The organism is Roseateles agri, from assembly GCF_034043675.1.
Lineage (GTDB): Bacteria > Pseudomonadota > Gammaproteobacteria > Burkholderiales > Burkholderiaceae_C > KK5.
Map to the genome: position 1 here is coordinate 84120 of NZ_JAXCLA010000012.1, position 13834 is coordinate 97953.

General features: G+C 69.5%; 12 protein-coding genes. 6 read left to right on the top strand and 6 right to left on the bottom strand.

The window, feature by feature from the left end; genetic code table 11:
- The gene (locus SNE35_RS30380) at nucleotides 1-321 is read left to right on the top strand and encodes an NAD(P) transhydrogenase subunit alpha part 2 (RefSeq protein ID WP_320426817.1); all 321 of its coding nucleotides are present in this window, start codon (nucleotides 1-3) and stop codon (nucleotides 319-321) included.
- Nucleotides 318-1742: an NAD(P)(+) transhydrogenase (Re/Si-specific) subunit beta gene (locus tag SNE35_RS30385; protein ID WP_320426818.1), complete on the top strand. Its 1425-nt coding sequence runs from the start codon at nucleotides 318-320 to the stop codon at nucleotides 1740-1742. The genes SNE35_RS30380 and SNE35_RS30385 overlap by 4 nt, the downstream gene beginning before the upstream one ends.
- Here the strand turns inward: SNE35_RS30385 and SNE35_RS30390 are convergent.
- On the bottom strand, nucleotides 1726-2586 hold the full coding sequence (locus tag SNE35_RS30390; protein WP_320426819.1) for a PEP-CTERM sorting domain-containing protein: 861 nt from the start codon (nucleotides 2584-2586) through the stop codon (nucleotides 1726-1728). The two genes, SNE35_RS30385 and SNE35_RS30390, sit on opposite strands and share 17 nt — an antisense overlap.
- A 65-nt stretch (nucleotides 2587-2651) precedes the next feature.
- Nucleotides 2652-5399: an ATP-binding protein gene (locus SNE35_RS30395; protein ID WP_320426820.1), complete on the bottom strand. Its 2748-nt coding sequence runs from the start codon at nucleotides 5397-5399 to the stop codon at nucleotides 2652-2654.
- Nucleotides 5400-5586: 187 nt separating this feature from the next.
- On the opposite strand from SNE35_RS30395, the gene SNE35_RS30400 reads away from it, so the two are divergent.
- The 3 genes from SNE35_RS30400 to SNE35_RS30410 are packed head-to-tail and all read left to right on the top strand — an operon-like array spanning nucleotide 5587 to nucleotide 8535.
- On the top strand, nucleotides 5587-7260 hold the full coding sequence (locus SNE35_RS30400; RefSeq protein WP_320426821.1) for a long-chain-fatty-acid--CoA ligase: 1674 nt from the start codon (nucleotides 5587-5589) through the stop codon (nucleotides 7258-7260).
- Nucleotides 7261-7298: 38 nt separating this feature from the next.
- Nucleotides 7299-7796, top strand: a complete 498-nt coding sequence (locus SNE35_RS30405) for a hypothetical protein (protein ID WP_320426822.1) — start codon at nucleotides 7299-7301, stop codon at nucleotides 7794-7796.
- Between the two features lie 13 nt (nucleotides 7797-7809).
- Complete coding sequence (locus SNE35_RS30410; RefSeq protein WP_320426823.1) at nucleotides 7810-8535, top strand: 16S rRNA (uracil(1498)-N(3))-methyltransferase; 726 nt, start codon at nucleotides 7810-7812, stop codon at nucleotides 8533-8535.
- Here the strand turns inward: SNE35_RS30410 and SNE35_RS30415 are convergent.
- Nucleotides 8494-9804, bottom strand: a complete 1311-nt coding sequence (locus tag SNE35_RS30415) for a THUMP domain-containing class I SAM-dependent RNA methyltransferase (RefSeq protein ID WP_320426824.1) — start codon at nucleotides 9802-9804, stop codon at nucleotides 8494-8496. The genes SNE35_RS30410 and SNE35_RS30415 overlap by 42 nt on opposite strands.
- 71 nt (nucleotides 9805-9875) lie before the next feature.
- On the opposite strand from SNE35_RS30415, the gene SNE35_RS30420 reads away from it, so the two are divergent.
- A complete protein-coding gene (locus SNE35_RS30420) occupies nucleotides 9876-10805 on the top strand; it encodes a S1C family serine protease (protein ID WP_320426825.1) in 930 nt (309 codons plus the stop codon).
- A gap of 12 nt (nucleotides 10806-10817) precedes the next feature.
- Here SNE35_RS30420 and SNE35_RS30425 read toward each other — a convergent pair whose 3' ends face one another.
- Genes SNE35_RS30425 through lptA form a run of 3 tightly spaced genes read right to left on the bottom strand, consistent with a single transcriptional unit; the run spans nucleotide 10818 to nucleotide 13773 of the window.
- On the bottom strand, nucleotides 10818-12344 hold the full coding sequence (locus SNE35_RS30425; RefSeq protein WP_320426826.1) for an RNA polymerase factor sigma-54: 1527 nt from the start codon (nucleotides 12342-12344) through the stop codon (nucleotides 10818-10820).
- Between the two features lie 17 nt (nucleotides 12345-12361).
- Nucleotides 12362-13138 (bottom strand): LPS export ABC transporter ATP-binding protein, encoded by a 777-nt coding sequence (lptB, locus tag SNE35_RS30430; protein ID WP_320426827.1) that lies wholly within the window; start codon nucleotides 13136-13138, stop codon nucleotides 12362-12364.
- Nucleotides 13135-13773, bottom strand: coding sequence for a lipopolysaccharide transport periplasmic protein LptA (lptA, locus tag SNE35_RS30435; RefSeq protein ID WP_320426828.1), 639 nt, complete (start codon nucleotides 13771-13773; stop codon nucleotides 13135-13137). Before lptA ends, lptB begins: the two co-directional genes overlap by 4 nt.
- Between the last annotated feature and the right edge of the window lie 61 nt (nucleotides 13774-13834).

Here is a 13834-nt window from a genome sequence, read left to right on the forward strand (position 1 = left end):
ATGGAACTCGACATCGTCAACCACACGGTCACGAACCTGATCATCTTCGTGCTCGCCATCTACGTGGGCTACCACGTCGTCTGGACCGTCACGCCCGCGCTGCACACGCCGCTGATGGCCGTGACCAACGCGCTGTCCGCCGTCGTCATCGTCGGCGCGATGCTGGCCGCCGCGCTGACCGAGACGCCCTTCGCCAAGACGATGGGCGTCGTCGCCGTGGCGCTGGCCTCGGTGAACATCTTCGGCGGCTTCCTCGTGACGAGGCGGATGCTGGCGATGTTCAAGAAGAAGGAGAAGAAGAGCACGGAGGCTGCCAAGTGAGCATCAACCTCATCGTCCTGCTCTACCTGCTGGCGAGCGTCTGCTTCATCCAGGCGCTGAAGGGGCTCTCGCACCCGACCACGTCCATTCGTGGCAACGTGTTCGGCATGGTCGGCATGACCATCGCCGCGCTGACGACGGTCGCGCTGATCTACAAGCTCGGCGGCACCGCGCTAGGCCTCGGCTGGGTGCTGGTCGGCGTGGTGGTCGGCGGCGGCTACGGCGCCTGGCGGGCCAAGACGGTCGAGATGACTAAGATGCCCGAGTTGGTCGCCTTTTTCCACAGCATGATCGGCCTGGCCGCCGTGGCAATCGCCGCGGCGGCTGCGAGCGAGCCGGCCGCCTTTGCCATCGCCGCGCACGGCGACAGCACGATCCCCGGCGGCAACCGGATCGAACTCGCCCTGGGCGCGTTCATCGGCGCTCTGACCTTCACCGGCTCTGTCATTGCCTGGGGCAAGCTCTCGGGCAAGAGCAAGTTCCGGCTGTTCCAGGGTGCGCCTGTCGTGTTCAAGGGCCAGCACACGGTCAATGCGATCCTCGGCCTGGCGGCGGTGTTCTTCATCTACGGCTTCTGGGATTCGCAGGCGAACATCGACTTCACGCTGGTCGTGGTGCTGGGCTTCGTGCTCGGCGTGACGCTGATCATCCCGATCGGCGGCGCGGACATGCCGGTGGTCGTCTCGATGCTCAACAGCTATTCCGGCTGGGCAGCGGCGGGCATCGGCTTCTCGCTGAACAACGCGATGCTGATCATCGCCGGCTCGCTGGTGGGCAGTTCGGGCGCGATCCTGAGCTACATCATGTGCAAGGCGATGAACCGATCGTTCTTCAACGTGATCCTGGGTGGCTTCGGCGGTGACGCCACGGCTGCGGCCGCCGGCTCGACCCAGCAGCGAAACGTGAAGAGCGGCAGCGCGGACGATGCGGCCTTCGTGATGGGCAATGCCGAGAGCGTGATCATCGTCCCCGGCTACGGCCTGGCGGTGGCGCGTGCCCAGCACGCGGTGAAGGAACTGGCGGCCAAGCTCACCGAGAAGGGCGTGACGGTCAAGTACGCGATCCACCCGGTGGCCGGCCGCATGCCCGGCCACATGAACGTGCTGCTGGCCGAAGCCGAGGTGCCTTACGACCAGGTTTTCGAGATGGAAGACATCAACGCCGAGTTCGGCCAGGCGGACGTGGCCATCATCCTCGGCGCCAACGACGTGGTGAACCCTGCCGCGCACGTGAAGGGCAGCGCCATCTACGGCATGCCCATCCTGGAGGCCTACAAGGCCAAGACCATCATCGTCAACAAGCGCTCGATGGCGGCCGGCTACGCCGGCCTGGACAACGAGCTGTTCTACATGGACAAGACGATGATGGTGTTCGGCGACGCCAAGAAGGTCGTCGAGGACATGCTCAAAGCCGTCGAGTGAGCTTGCGGCGCGCGGCCAGTGCCGCGCCGCCCAGCAACATCAAGGCTGCCGCACCCGGCTCGGGCACCGCCATCGCCGAGGTGATGAAGTGCCCGTCGGTGGCCGCGCCGGTGGAGGCAGTGAAGCCGTAGTAGATGCTGCTGCCGGCGAGGTCGCTGAAGTCGACCGCGGCCTGCACGGCAAAGGTCTGGTATTGCGAGGGATCGCCGTCGGCCGTGTAGACCTGCAGGAAGCCGCTCAGCGTGCCGGTCGCGTCGCCGTTGCCGGACGGCGTGTAGGTCAGGCTGGCATAGGACTGGAAGGGCACGTTGCGGATCACGTCGCCGAGTCCGGTCTCGGTGACGGCCAGCGGCGTCGATGCATCGCCGTTGCGCAGGATCTGCAGGCTCGGCGAGACCGGTTCGCCGTCGAAGTTGAAGGTGTCGATGGCCAGCGCCACGCTGTGGTCCAGGCCGTCGTAGCCCAGCGCGCTGCCGCCACCGCCAAAGCCTGGCGCCGTGGCCAGGGTGAAGGTCAGCCCGTCGCCGCGCAGTTGGGTGCCCGCGATGAAGAAGTTGAAGTCGAAGAAGAAGGGCTGGTTGAAATCCAGCGCCAGCGCGGTCGGCGCGAAGCCGGCACCGGCCTGGGCTTCGACGCCGGGCGCCGTCAGCCGCAGATCGCTGTAGGTGAAGCCGTTGCCGGGTGTGGTGTTGCTGGCCGTGGCGCTGCCCAGCAAGGTCCAGGTCGTGAAATCGGTGAAGCCGGTGGAGAGGCTGGCGCCGGCCGGGGCGGCCGTTGCCGCGTGGTGCAGCGTGGCCAGGCCCAGCAGCAGGCTGGCGGCGAACAGGTTCTTGCGGATGGGCATGATGGCGAACTCCTGGTGCGGTTGAAAAGCCGCGCCAAGCGTCGCCGTCACCCGTTAGGCAAGCGTTAGTGCGCGGTCAGTGCGAGTGAGACAGCCTCCGCCAGCGACTGCGCGGCGCCGGCGGCCCACAACTGGCGAACCCTCGCCGTGCCCAGTTGCAGCGTGGTGAGCCGGCGGATGCGGCGCAGGTCGCGCCGGTCGGCGTCGCTGAGGCCGCCGAAGCCGGCGAGCCACAGCGCCTCGGCCGCGGCGGCGAGGCTCACGGCCCGCTCCGGCTCGCGCAGGTGCGCGAGCGGATGGGCCAGGTACCAGATCGCCATCAGCAGCTCCAGCCGCAGCAGGTGCTCCCAGCCGAGCCGTGCGCACTGGCGGTAGCTCGCCGCGGCATCGGCCCAGCGGCGCAGGCCGCGTTGCGCGTCGCCGCGTGCCACCAGCAGCTGGCACAGCATCTTCCAGTCCATCTGCGCGCGCAGGGCCGGCTCCAGCGCGACCAGCCGGGCCAGCGCCGCCTCGTGCCGGCGCGCGCCGTTCTCGCAGTTGGCCAGGTAGATCTGGCACATGTGGACCATGTGCAGATTGCCCAGGCCCTGCCAGAGCTGCAGCGCGCGCTCGTGCAGCGCCATGCAGCCCTCGAAGTCGCGCCAGTCGTGGCTGGCGAAACCCTGCATCGTCAGGATGCTTGCGAGCAGGTCGTCGTCGCCATCGGCGAGCGCCAGGTCGTGCGCCTCGGCGAGCCGGTCGACGACGCCGTCGGTGCCCTTGTCCAGGCGCCAGCGCGCCCGCGCCGCGGCGAAGAGCGCCATCGCGCGCCAGGGCGCATCGGCCGTGACCAGCGTCAGGCCGCGCTCTGCGTGGGCGACTGCATCGGCGCTGCGGCCGGCGCTGAACAGCAGCGCGCCGAGCACGCAGTGGCCCAGGCTCTGCAGCGCAGGATCGGCGCAGTGCTCGGCCGCCAGCGCAAGGTCGGTGAGGCCGGCCGTCGGCAGGCCGATGCCCTCGAAAGCGCGCCACAGCTGGAACATCAGCCGCACGGCATCCTCCGGCAGCCCGTCGGCAACGGCGCTGGCCAGCGCGGCGAGCACGTTGGGCGTTTCGGCGCGCAGCTCGTCCAGCGCGGGCGTGGCGGGCAGCCGCGCGGCCCAGCCGAGCAGCCAGGCCCGGTGCCGTGCGCGCAGCACCCGGGCGCTGTCGGCATCGAGCTGCAGCGCCGCGTATTCGCGCACCGGCTCCAGGCAGCCGTAGCGGCCCGCGCCATCGCCGCCCGTGGTGGCGCGCAGCAGCGAGTGGGCGACCACCTCGTCGAGCCGCAGCGCGATCTGGGCCTCCGGCACTTCGCAGACCTGGGCCGCCGCCGTCGCCGTGAAGCCGCCCTGGAACACGGTGATGCCGGCCATCAGCCGGGCCAGCGGCGCATCGAGCAGCTGCCAGCTCCAGTCGACGACGGCCTGCATCGAGGCATGGCGCTGCGCATCGGCATTCGTGCTGCGGCCGCGCGAGCCGCGGGCCAGCAGCGCCAGCGCGTTGCCACCCGGCTGCCGGCGCGCATCGCGCAGTAGCCCGGCCATCGCCGCGGGCGCGATGCTGCGCACCCGCGCCGCGGCCAGCTCGATCGCCAGCGGCATGCCTTCGAGCAGGTGGCTCAGTTCGGTCAGCGCGGCGAGATTGCCGGCGCGCAGCTGGAAGTCGGCCCGCACGGCGCGGGCGCGGTCGACGAACAGTGCGATCGCCGGATTGACGGCGGTCTCGGCCAGCGTGTCGCCGCTGTCGGGCAGGGCCAGCGGTGCGATGGCGAACTCGCGCTCGCCGTCCAGGCCCAGCACGCGGCGCGAGGTCACCAGCAGCTGCAGGCGCGGCAGCGCGGCCAGCAGTTGCGCCAGCAGCTCGGCCGCTGCCGCCTCGAGCTGCTCGAAGTTGTCCAGCACCAGCAGGGCCTGGCGCTCGGCCAGGGTGCCGATCAGTGGTGCCAGCGGCTCGGACGGGTTGGGCTGCAGCTGCAGGCTGCCGAGCAGTGCGTCGAGCAGCTGGGCCTGGGTGCGAGCGCTGGCCAGCGGCACGAAAACGACGGGAGCCGCGTAGTGCTGCGCGATGTCCACGGCCAGCCGCGTCTTGCCGCTGCCGCCAGGCCCCAGCAGCGTGACCAGGCGGTGCTGCTGCAGCTCGGCACGCAGGGCCTCGCGCTCGGCCTCGCGGCCGAAGAAACGGGTCAGGTAGACGGGCAGCGCATGGCCGCGTTCGGTGGCGCGGGGCGGCGCCGTGGCGGCGACTGCGGGAGGTGTCGGGTGGGCGGCCGTGGGTATCGCCGCTGCTTCCACGCGCTCGTACAGCGCGGCCAGCCGCAGTCGCTCGTCGGCGATCCAGTCGTCGTAGAAGCCGGGCATCAGCTCGCCGCCGTACTCGCGCAACGCCTCGGCGTAGTGGCTGGCGCGGACATGGCGTTCGAAGCGGAGGGCATCGCAATCCAGCGCGCCGGGCACCAGCCGCAGGCCCAGCCGATCGGCCAGCAGCACCCGCCGCGCGAGCGGCCCCGGCGGCTCCAGCATCTGGCGCAGTGCGAACAGCGTCTGGCGCAGCCGGTTGCGGCCGACGTCGAGCGCGACGCCGGGCCACAGCAGCTCGATCAGCTCCTCGCGCGGATGGGTGCGCTCCGGCTGCAGCGCGAGCCGGGCCAGCAGGGCGGCCACGCCGCGGCTGCCGAAGTTCTGCAGTGCCGGCTCGCCATCACGCTGCGCGCCGACGCCGCCGAGCAGGCGGACCTGCCATGCTGCGGCCGCGGCGTGGCCTGGAGTCGGCGGTGACGGGACCGGGTCTTGCATCGCGAGGCCGAGGTTACCGTGCTCTGGTGGTGCGCCCCACCCCGCATTCGTGCGCTATCGAGGTGCTGATGAATCTCGGCGTTATGCACCGCTTCGGGCGGCCGATGCACCGCTATCGAATCCCCTGATGCTGGGGCTGCCCCGCATCGGGGAAAATACCCAGCGCTATTCTGGGAGCAATGATTCGATGGAGAAGATCTGGTTGAGCCACTATCCGGCCGGTGTTCCGGCGGAGATCAATGCGGATCTGTATCCGTCGCTGGTCGAGTTGATGGACCGGGCGTTCAAGACCTTCCCGCAGCAGCCGGCCTACCGGATGATGGGCGCGACGCTGACGTTCGCCCAGATCGACGACGCCTCCCGCGCACTGGCCGCCTATCTGCAGGGCCTGGGCCTCGAGAAGGGTGACCGCGTCGCGGTGATGATGCCCAATGTGTTCCAGTACCCGGTGGCCGTGGCAGCGATCCTGCGTGCCGGCTACGTGGTCGTCAACGTCAATCCGCTGTATACGCCGCGCGAGCTGGAGCATCAGCTGAAGGACTCCGGCGCCAAGGCGATCGTCATCCTCGAGAACTTCGCCCACACGCTGCAGCAGGTGATTGCGAACGTGCCGACCAAGCATGTGATCCTTGCCTCGATGGGCGAGATGCTGGGCTTTGCCAAGGGCCTGATCGTCGACCTCGTCGTGCGCCATGTGAAGAAGCTGGTGCCGGCCTTCGAGCTGCCCGGTGCGGTGCGCTACAAGGACGCCGTGTCGCGCGGCCGGGCTTTGAGCTTCACCGCGCCGAAGGTCGGCCCGGGCGACATCGCCGTGCTGCAGTACACCGGCGGCACCACCGGCGTCAGCAAAGGCGCGGTGCTGCTGCATCGCAACCTGGTCGCGAACACGCTGCAGGCCGAGGCCTGGTACCAGCCGGCGCTCGGCAAGGTGCCGGCCGGCCAGCAGCTGATGAGCGTGGCCTCGCTGCCGCTGTATCACATCTTCGGCTTCACGACGAACATGATGCTGTCCATGCACCTGGGCGGCTGCAACATCATGATCCCGAACCCGCGCGACCTGCCCGCGATGTTCAAGGAGCTGAGCGCGCACACGATCCACAGCATGCCGGCGGTGAATACGCTGTTCCTCGCGATGGCCAACCACCGCGACTTCAACACGGTGGACTGGAAGAATCTGGTGATCTCGGTCGGCGGCGGCATGGCCGTGCAGCAGGCCACGGCCAAGCTGTGGCTGGAGAAGACCGGCTGCCCGATCGTCGAGGGCTACGGCCTGTCGGAAACCTCGCCGGTGGCGAGCTGCAACCCGACCGACAGCACGGCCTACAGCGGCACGATCGGCCTGCCGGTGTCCAACACCGAGATGTGCCTGCTCGACGACGACGGCCATGAAGTGCCGATGGGCGCGGCCGGCGAGATCGCGATCCGCGGCCCGCAGGTGATGGCTGGCTACTGGCAGCGACCCGACGAAACGGCCAAGGTGATGACGCCCGACGGCTACTTCCGCACCGGCGACATCGGCGTCGTCGACGAGCGCGGCTACTTCAAGATCGTGGACCGCAAGAAGGACATGATCCTGGTCAGCGGCTTCAACGTCTACCCGAACGAGATCGAAGACGTGCTGACCTTGATGCCCGGCGTGCTGGAGGCAGCGGCCGTGGGCATCGCGGACGCCAAGGCCGGCGAGGCGGTCAAGGTCGTCATCGTCAAGAAAAACCCGGCGCTGACCGAGGCCGAGGTGCGCGCCTACTGCGAGGCCAACCTGACCGGCTACAAGCGGCCCAAGGTGATCGAATTCCGTACCGAATTACCGAAAACCCCGGTCGGCAAGATCCTGCGCCGCGAACTGCGGGACAAGAGCTGACTTAACCTCGGCCGCTCCACCCGCATGAGCCGGAACCGATGGTGCTTGAGCAGCGATACCAGAAGACCGAGGCCGGGCGCGCCGAGATCAAGGCGCGCTCGCTGACCGCGCTTTCGCGCAGCGGCCGCAACCTGCTGCTGGTGATGGACGGCTCGCGCAGCGCGCGCGAGTGGCTGGCGATGGTGCAGGGCGCGACGGCCGGTGACGTGGAGCTGCTGCTGTCGCAGGGGCTGATCGGGTCCTTGTCGGCCGCGGTGCCTGCCCCCGCGCCGGTTGCTGCCGCTGCTGCCGCTGTTGTTGCGCCGGCCCCCGCCCCCGCTGCGGTCGGCTACGCCGAGCTCTACGCCTACCTGACCGGCAATGCCAAGCCCTTCTTCGGCCTGATCAAGGGCTACCGCATCGTGCTGGATGTGGAGCGCTGCGCCGACCTGCCGGCGCTGCAGGTGCTGGCCGAGCGCTTCGCGCTGGGTGTCGAGCGGGAGCATGGCGCGATGAAGGCGCGCGAGGTCCGACAATCGCTGGGACTTCCGCTCTGATCCTTCTTTCTCGATGCCGCGTTTCTTCGTCGACCAGCCGCTTGCCGGCGCTCCCGCTGAACTGAACCTGCCGCCCGGCGCGGCGCGCCACGTGCAGGTGTTGCGCCTGCAGCCCGGCGCGACGATCACGCTGTTCGACGGCTCGGGCCTGGAATGGCAGGCCGAGGTGCTGAACATGGGCCGCAGCGAGGTTGGCGTGCGCCTCGTTTCGAGTCAGGCGGTGCAGCGCGAGCTGCGCCAGGACGTGACCCTGGCCGTCGTGATACCGGCCAACGACCGCATGGACGGCATCGTCGAGAAGGCGACCGAACTCGGCGCCTTCGCGATCCAGCCGCTGATGAGCGAACGCTCGGTGCTGCGCCTGGCCGGCGAGCGGGCCGACAAGAAGGTGGCGCACTGGCAGGGCGTGGCCGTGGCCGCCTGCGAGCAGAGCGGCCGCACGTGCGTGCCGCGGATCGCGCCGGTGCTGTCCCTGAGCGCTTGGCTGCAGTCGCTAGGCACCGCGGATGACGAGCGCCGCTGGCTGCTGAGCCCGACTGCGGCGCAACCCTTGGCAGCCCAGGCTGCCGCAGCCCGCACGGTGGTCCTCAGCGGACCGGAAGGCGGCTTGAGCGCCGCCGAGGAAGACGCTGCACGTGCCCGCGGCTTCGTCGCAATGCAACTGGGCCCGCGCATCCTGCGGGCCGATACGGCACCCTTAGCCGTGCTCGGGTGGCTGGCCCTCGGGGAGCTCGCCTGACTTCGGCTTGCGCGCCGAACCCGCCACCAGGTCGAACCTGAACAGCCGGCATTCGATCGGGCCGTTCCACATCGGCACCTTGCGCGATTCCTTCAGCCGCATCTTGCTGGGCAGCTTCATGTCCGGGCACAGCAGCCAGGCGGTCCAGCCGGCGGGGTTCTGCGTGTAGGCGCGCTTCCAGTGGGCGGCCAGGCGGGGGAAGAAGTCGTCGCCGGCATCGCGCGATTCGGAGCCGCCGGCGTCGCGGCTCATCGTCATGCTGCCGGCCTTGCCGCGCACCTCGATCCGCTCGCCGTAGGGCGGGTTCATCATCACCGTGCCGGGCATGCCTTCGGGCAGATCGGGCGCCGGACGCTCCAGGGCATCGCCGCCGTTGAACTGGATGTATTGCGCCACGCCGGCGCGCTCGGCATTGCGGCGCGCGAAGTCGACCATGCGGAAGGCCACGTCGCTGCAGAAGATGGGCACGGCCGGCGCGTGTTCGCGGTCCTTCGCGGCCTGCTTGATCGCCTGGAAGCGGCCGCGCAGCGGGGCGAAGGGCAGCTGGCGCTCGAAGGCGAAGCGGCGCTGCATGCCGGCGGCCATGCCGCAGGCGATCTGCGCGGCCTCGACGGCGATGGTGCCGCTGCCGCAGCAGGGGTCGTGTAGCGCGCCGCCGGTCTCGGGCGTGCCGCGCCAGCCGGCGGCGGCCAGCATCGCGGCGGCCAGCGTCTCCTTCAGCGGGGCGTCGCCCTTGTCCTCGCGCCAGCCGCGCTTGAAGAGGGGCTCGCCGGAGCTGTCGATGTAGATCGTCGCGTCGGTCGGCCCGACGTGCATGACCACGGGCAGGTCCGGGAAGCGCGTGTCCACGCTGGGCCGCTCGCCGGTGGCGTCGCGCAGCACGTCGCAGATCGCGTCCTTGACGCGCAAGGTGGTGAAGTTGAGGCTCTGCAGCGGCGAGCGCTGGGCGACGAGGTCGACGCGGATCGTGTGCTGCGGCGTGATCCACTGGGTCCAGTCGATGCCACGCGTGATCGCGTAGATGTCGTCTTCATGCCGGTACGGGCCGCCACCGATCTCGATCAGCACGCGCTGGGCCAGCCGGCTCTCCAGGTTCAGCTGCATCACGCCTTCGGCATTGCTCTTCACCGACACGCCGCCGCGCAGCGCTTCGGTGTGCGCCCGCGGCAGGATCGCGCGCACTTCCTGCTCCAGCAGCGGCTCGACGCCGGAGGGGCAGGACAGGAACAGATAGAGGGTTTCTTTTTCGAACGGGACGGACGCGGACATCGCACGATTGTCCCCCACTTGGAATCCGCGCCTGTGCCGCCATCTGGCTGGCAAGAAGGAAGGACTGTTCGATGGGTGCCCGCGACGACTTGCCATTGCTCGATGCCTATTCCGAGACCGTGACGCGCGTGGCGCAGACGGCCAGCCGGGCCGTGGCCCACATCAAGGCCCGCCAGGGCAGCGGCTCGGGCTTTTTGTTCACGCCGGACGGCTTCGCGCTGACCAATGCCCACGTGGTCGAAGGCGCGGGCGAGTTGCGCGCCGCCTTCGTCGACGGCAGCGAGAGCGCGGCGCGGCTGCTCGGGGTCGATGCCTCGACCGACATCGCGGTGCTGCGCCTGGAGGCGCATCCGCCGGCCTTCCTGGAGCTGGGCAGTTCCGCGCAGCTGCAGCCGGGGCAGTTGGCAGTGGCCGTCGGCAATCCGCTGGGCTTCGACTTCACGGTCACGGCCGGCATCGTCAGCGCGCTGGGTCGCAGCCTGCCGGCGCGCGGCGGGCGGCTGATCGAGGACGTGATCCAGACCGATGTGGCGCTGAACCCGGGCAATTCCGGTGGCCCGCTGCTGGACAGCGCGGCGCAGGTGATCGGCGTCAACACGGCGGTGATCCCGTCGGCCCAGGGCCTGAGCTTCGCCGTGTCCATCGATACCGCGCGCTGGGTGGCTGGTGAGCTGATGCGCCATGGCAGCGTGCGGCGCGGCCGGCTGGGCCTGCAGTGCGCCGCGATGGCGCTGCCGCGGCGCTGGATCCGCGAGAACGAGTGGCCGGCGGCGACGGGCATCCGCCTTGTCGACGTCGTGGCCGGAGGTCCCGCCGCGCAGGCCGGGCTGCGCGAGGGTGACATTCTGATCGGCTGCGACGGCGCGCCGCTGGCACAGCTGTCCGACCTGCTGAAGCGCCTGGCGGGCGAGGGCTACGGCCGCCCGCTGGTGCTGAAGCTGCTGCGGCCGGTGGCCGGCGTGCTGACGACGATGTACCTGACGGTCAGGCCGGCCGGCTGAAGCCCGGCCTCGTCACATCGTCTTGCGCAGGTTTGCCGGCGCGATCTTCAGCGCTTCGCGGTACTTGGCCACCGTGCGCCGTGCGACCTGGATGCCCTGCTCCTCCAGCATGCTGGACAGCGCGCTGTCAGAAAGCGGCTTGTTCTGGTCCTCGGCGGCGACGAACTGCTTGATCAGCGCGCGCACGGCGGTGCTCGACGCATTGCCGCCCGCCTCGGTGTTGAGGCCCGAGCCGAAGAAGTACTTCAGCTCGAAGGTGCCGAAGCTGGTGGCCATGTATTTGGCCGTGGTCACGCGCGAGATGGTCGATTCGTGCAGGCCCAGCTCGTCGGCGATCTCGCGCAGCACCAGCGGCTTCATCGCCAGCTCGCCGTGCGTGAAGAAGCCCTTCTGCCGCTCGACGATCGCCTGCGAGACACGCAGGATGGTGTCGAAGCGCTGCTGGATGTTCTTGATGAACCAGCGCGCCTCCTGCAGCTGGCCGCCCAGCGCGCTATTGCTGATGCCGCCGCGCGTCGCGCGCAGCGCGTTCGCGTAGAGCTCGTTGATGCGCAGCTTGGGTGCGACCTCGGGATTCAGCATCACGCGCAGTTCGCGGCCGACCTTGCGCACGATCACGTCCGGCACCACGGCCTGGGCCTGGCCGCGGGCGAAGCGGCGGCCGGGCTTGGGCTCCAGCGAGGTGATCAGGCCTTGGGCCTCGCGCAGCAGGCCTTCGTCGGCGCCGGTCAGCGCCATCAGTCGCTTCAGGTCGCGCTTGGCGAGCAGTTCCAGATGCTGCTTGCAGATCAGGATGGCGATCACCTGGCCGGCGCTGCGCTGGATCGTGCGGAGCTGCAGCAGCAGGCACTCGGACAGGTCGCGCGCGCCGACGCCGGGCGGGTCCATGTGCTGCAGCCACTTCAGCGCGATGCGCAGGTGATCCAGCAGCTCCTCCTGGTCTTCGGGATCGTCGCCGGCGAGCGATTGGGCGATCTCCTCGATTGCATCTTCGAGATAGCCGTCTTCGTTCAGCGACTCGATCAGCACGTGCAGCGCGGTGCGGTCGGCCTGGGAGAGGCTCATGCCGGCGAGCTGCTGGCAGAGGTGCTCCTGCAGGCTGATCTCGGCGCTCTCGCGTTCGCTGCGGTCACCGTCGTCGTCGCTGTTGTTGCCGGAGCTGGTGCCCGGCGAGTTGCTGGGCAGCTCGCGGATGCCGTCGAAATCGTCGCGCTCGGTGCCGTTTTCCCAGTCTTCGCGCTCGGTGGTGCCGAAGTCCTCGGCCTTGATCTCGGGCGTGTTCTCCGCGTCCGCGCCGCCGCCGAGCTCGCCGTCGGCGCCGCTGTCCTCACCGGCGCTGGCCGCGCTGCGGAGCTCGGACAGCTCGGGCGTGGCGACGGAAAAATCTTCCTCCGGCTCCAACAGCGGGTTCTGCGCCAGCATCTGCTCGACTTCCTGGTGCAGTTCAAGCGTCGAGAGCTGCAGCAGCCGGATCGACTGCTGCAGCTGGGGCGTCAGTGCCAGGTGCTGGCTGAGCCGGACTTGAAGCGATGGTTTCATCGTGAGCGCCGGCGGGCTTACATACGGAAGTGTTCGCCGAGGTAGACCTTGCGGACGTCGGCGTTGGCGACGATTTCCGCCGGCGTGCCTTCGGCCAGCACCGAACCCTCGCTGATGATGTAGGCGCGGTCGCATATGCCCAGCGTCTCGCGCACGTTGTGGTCGGTGATCAGCACGCCGATGCCGCGCGCCTTCAGGAAGCCGATGATGCGCTGGATCTCCAGCACGGCGATCGGGTCGACGCCGGCGAAGGGCTCGTCCAGCAGGATGAAGCGCGGCTGCGTGGCCAGTGCCCGGGCGATCTCGACGCGCCGGCGTTCGCCGCCGGACAGGGCCGGCGCGGGGCTGTCGCGCAGCTTCTCGATGCTGAGGTCCTGCAGCAGGCCGTCCAGCAGTTCCTTGATCCGCTTGGCGGAGAGCGCGCGGCCGTTCTCGTCCTGCTGCAGCTCCAGCACCGCGCGGATGTTTTCCTCGACGGTCAGCTTGCGGAAGATCGAGGCTTCCTGCGGCAGGTAGGACAGACCCAGGCGCGCACGCTGGTGGATGGGCAGGCGCTGGACCTCCTGGCCGTCGATGCGGATCTCTCCGGCATCGGCGCGAACGAGGCCGACGATCATGTAGAAGCTGGTCGTCTTGCCGGCGCCGTTGGGGCCCAGCAGGCCGACGACCTCGCCGCTGTGCACGTCCACGTGCACGTCCTTGACGACCCGGCGCACGCCGTAGGTCTTGGCCAACCCTTGCGCTTCGAGACGGCTCGGGGTGGTCTTGTCGGGGAGGGTTCCGGCGCCTGTCATGAGGGCTTGCGCGGCTGCAGCGTCAGGCTTGGCTGCAGGGGCACCGCCGAGGCGGACGAAGCGGGCGCCTCCGGCGCGCTGGCGGCGCGGGGCATCAGGACCAGGCGGGAGCGGCCGCCCGGGTTCGGCGAACTGTTGCCGCCTTCCAGGGCGAAGACCTCGGTGCGCTTGTCGTAGATGATCGTGGCGCCGGTCACCTCATGGGCGACCAGGGTGCCGCGCATGTGGCGCACCCGTGCGTTGCCGACGAAGCGCACGGTGTCGGCGCGGGTGTCGTATTCGAGCTGGTCGGCCGAGCCTTCGATGAACTCGCCGGGCGCATCGCGGGCCTGGCGGAAGGTCACCTGCTTGGCGCTGGTGCCGTTGGCGTAGGCCTGGTAGTAGCCGTCGGGCGTTTCGCGGATGTCGGCCTTTTCGGCCCGCAGCACCATCGTGCCCTGCGTCATCACGACATTGCCGTTCATCTCGGTGCGGTTGTTCGCCACATCGGTCTGGCCGCCCTGGTCGAAGGTGACGTTCATCGGCTTGAGCCGGTCGGCCTTCTCGGCCTCAGCGGGGCCGGCACCCAAAGCGACCGCCAGCAGCAGGGCTGCGGCGGTCAGCGTTGACAAGGAATAGCGTGGCAGTTGTCTCATGGCGGCACAGTTCTTGCAGAACATTCTAGCCCGTGCCGCGGCGCGATCCCGCAGGGAAATG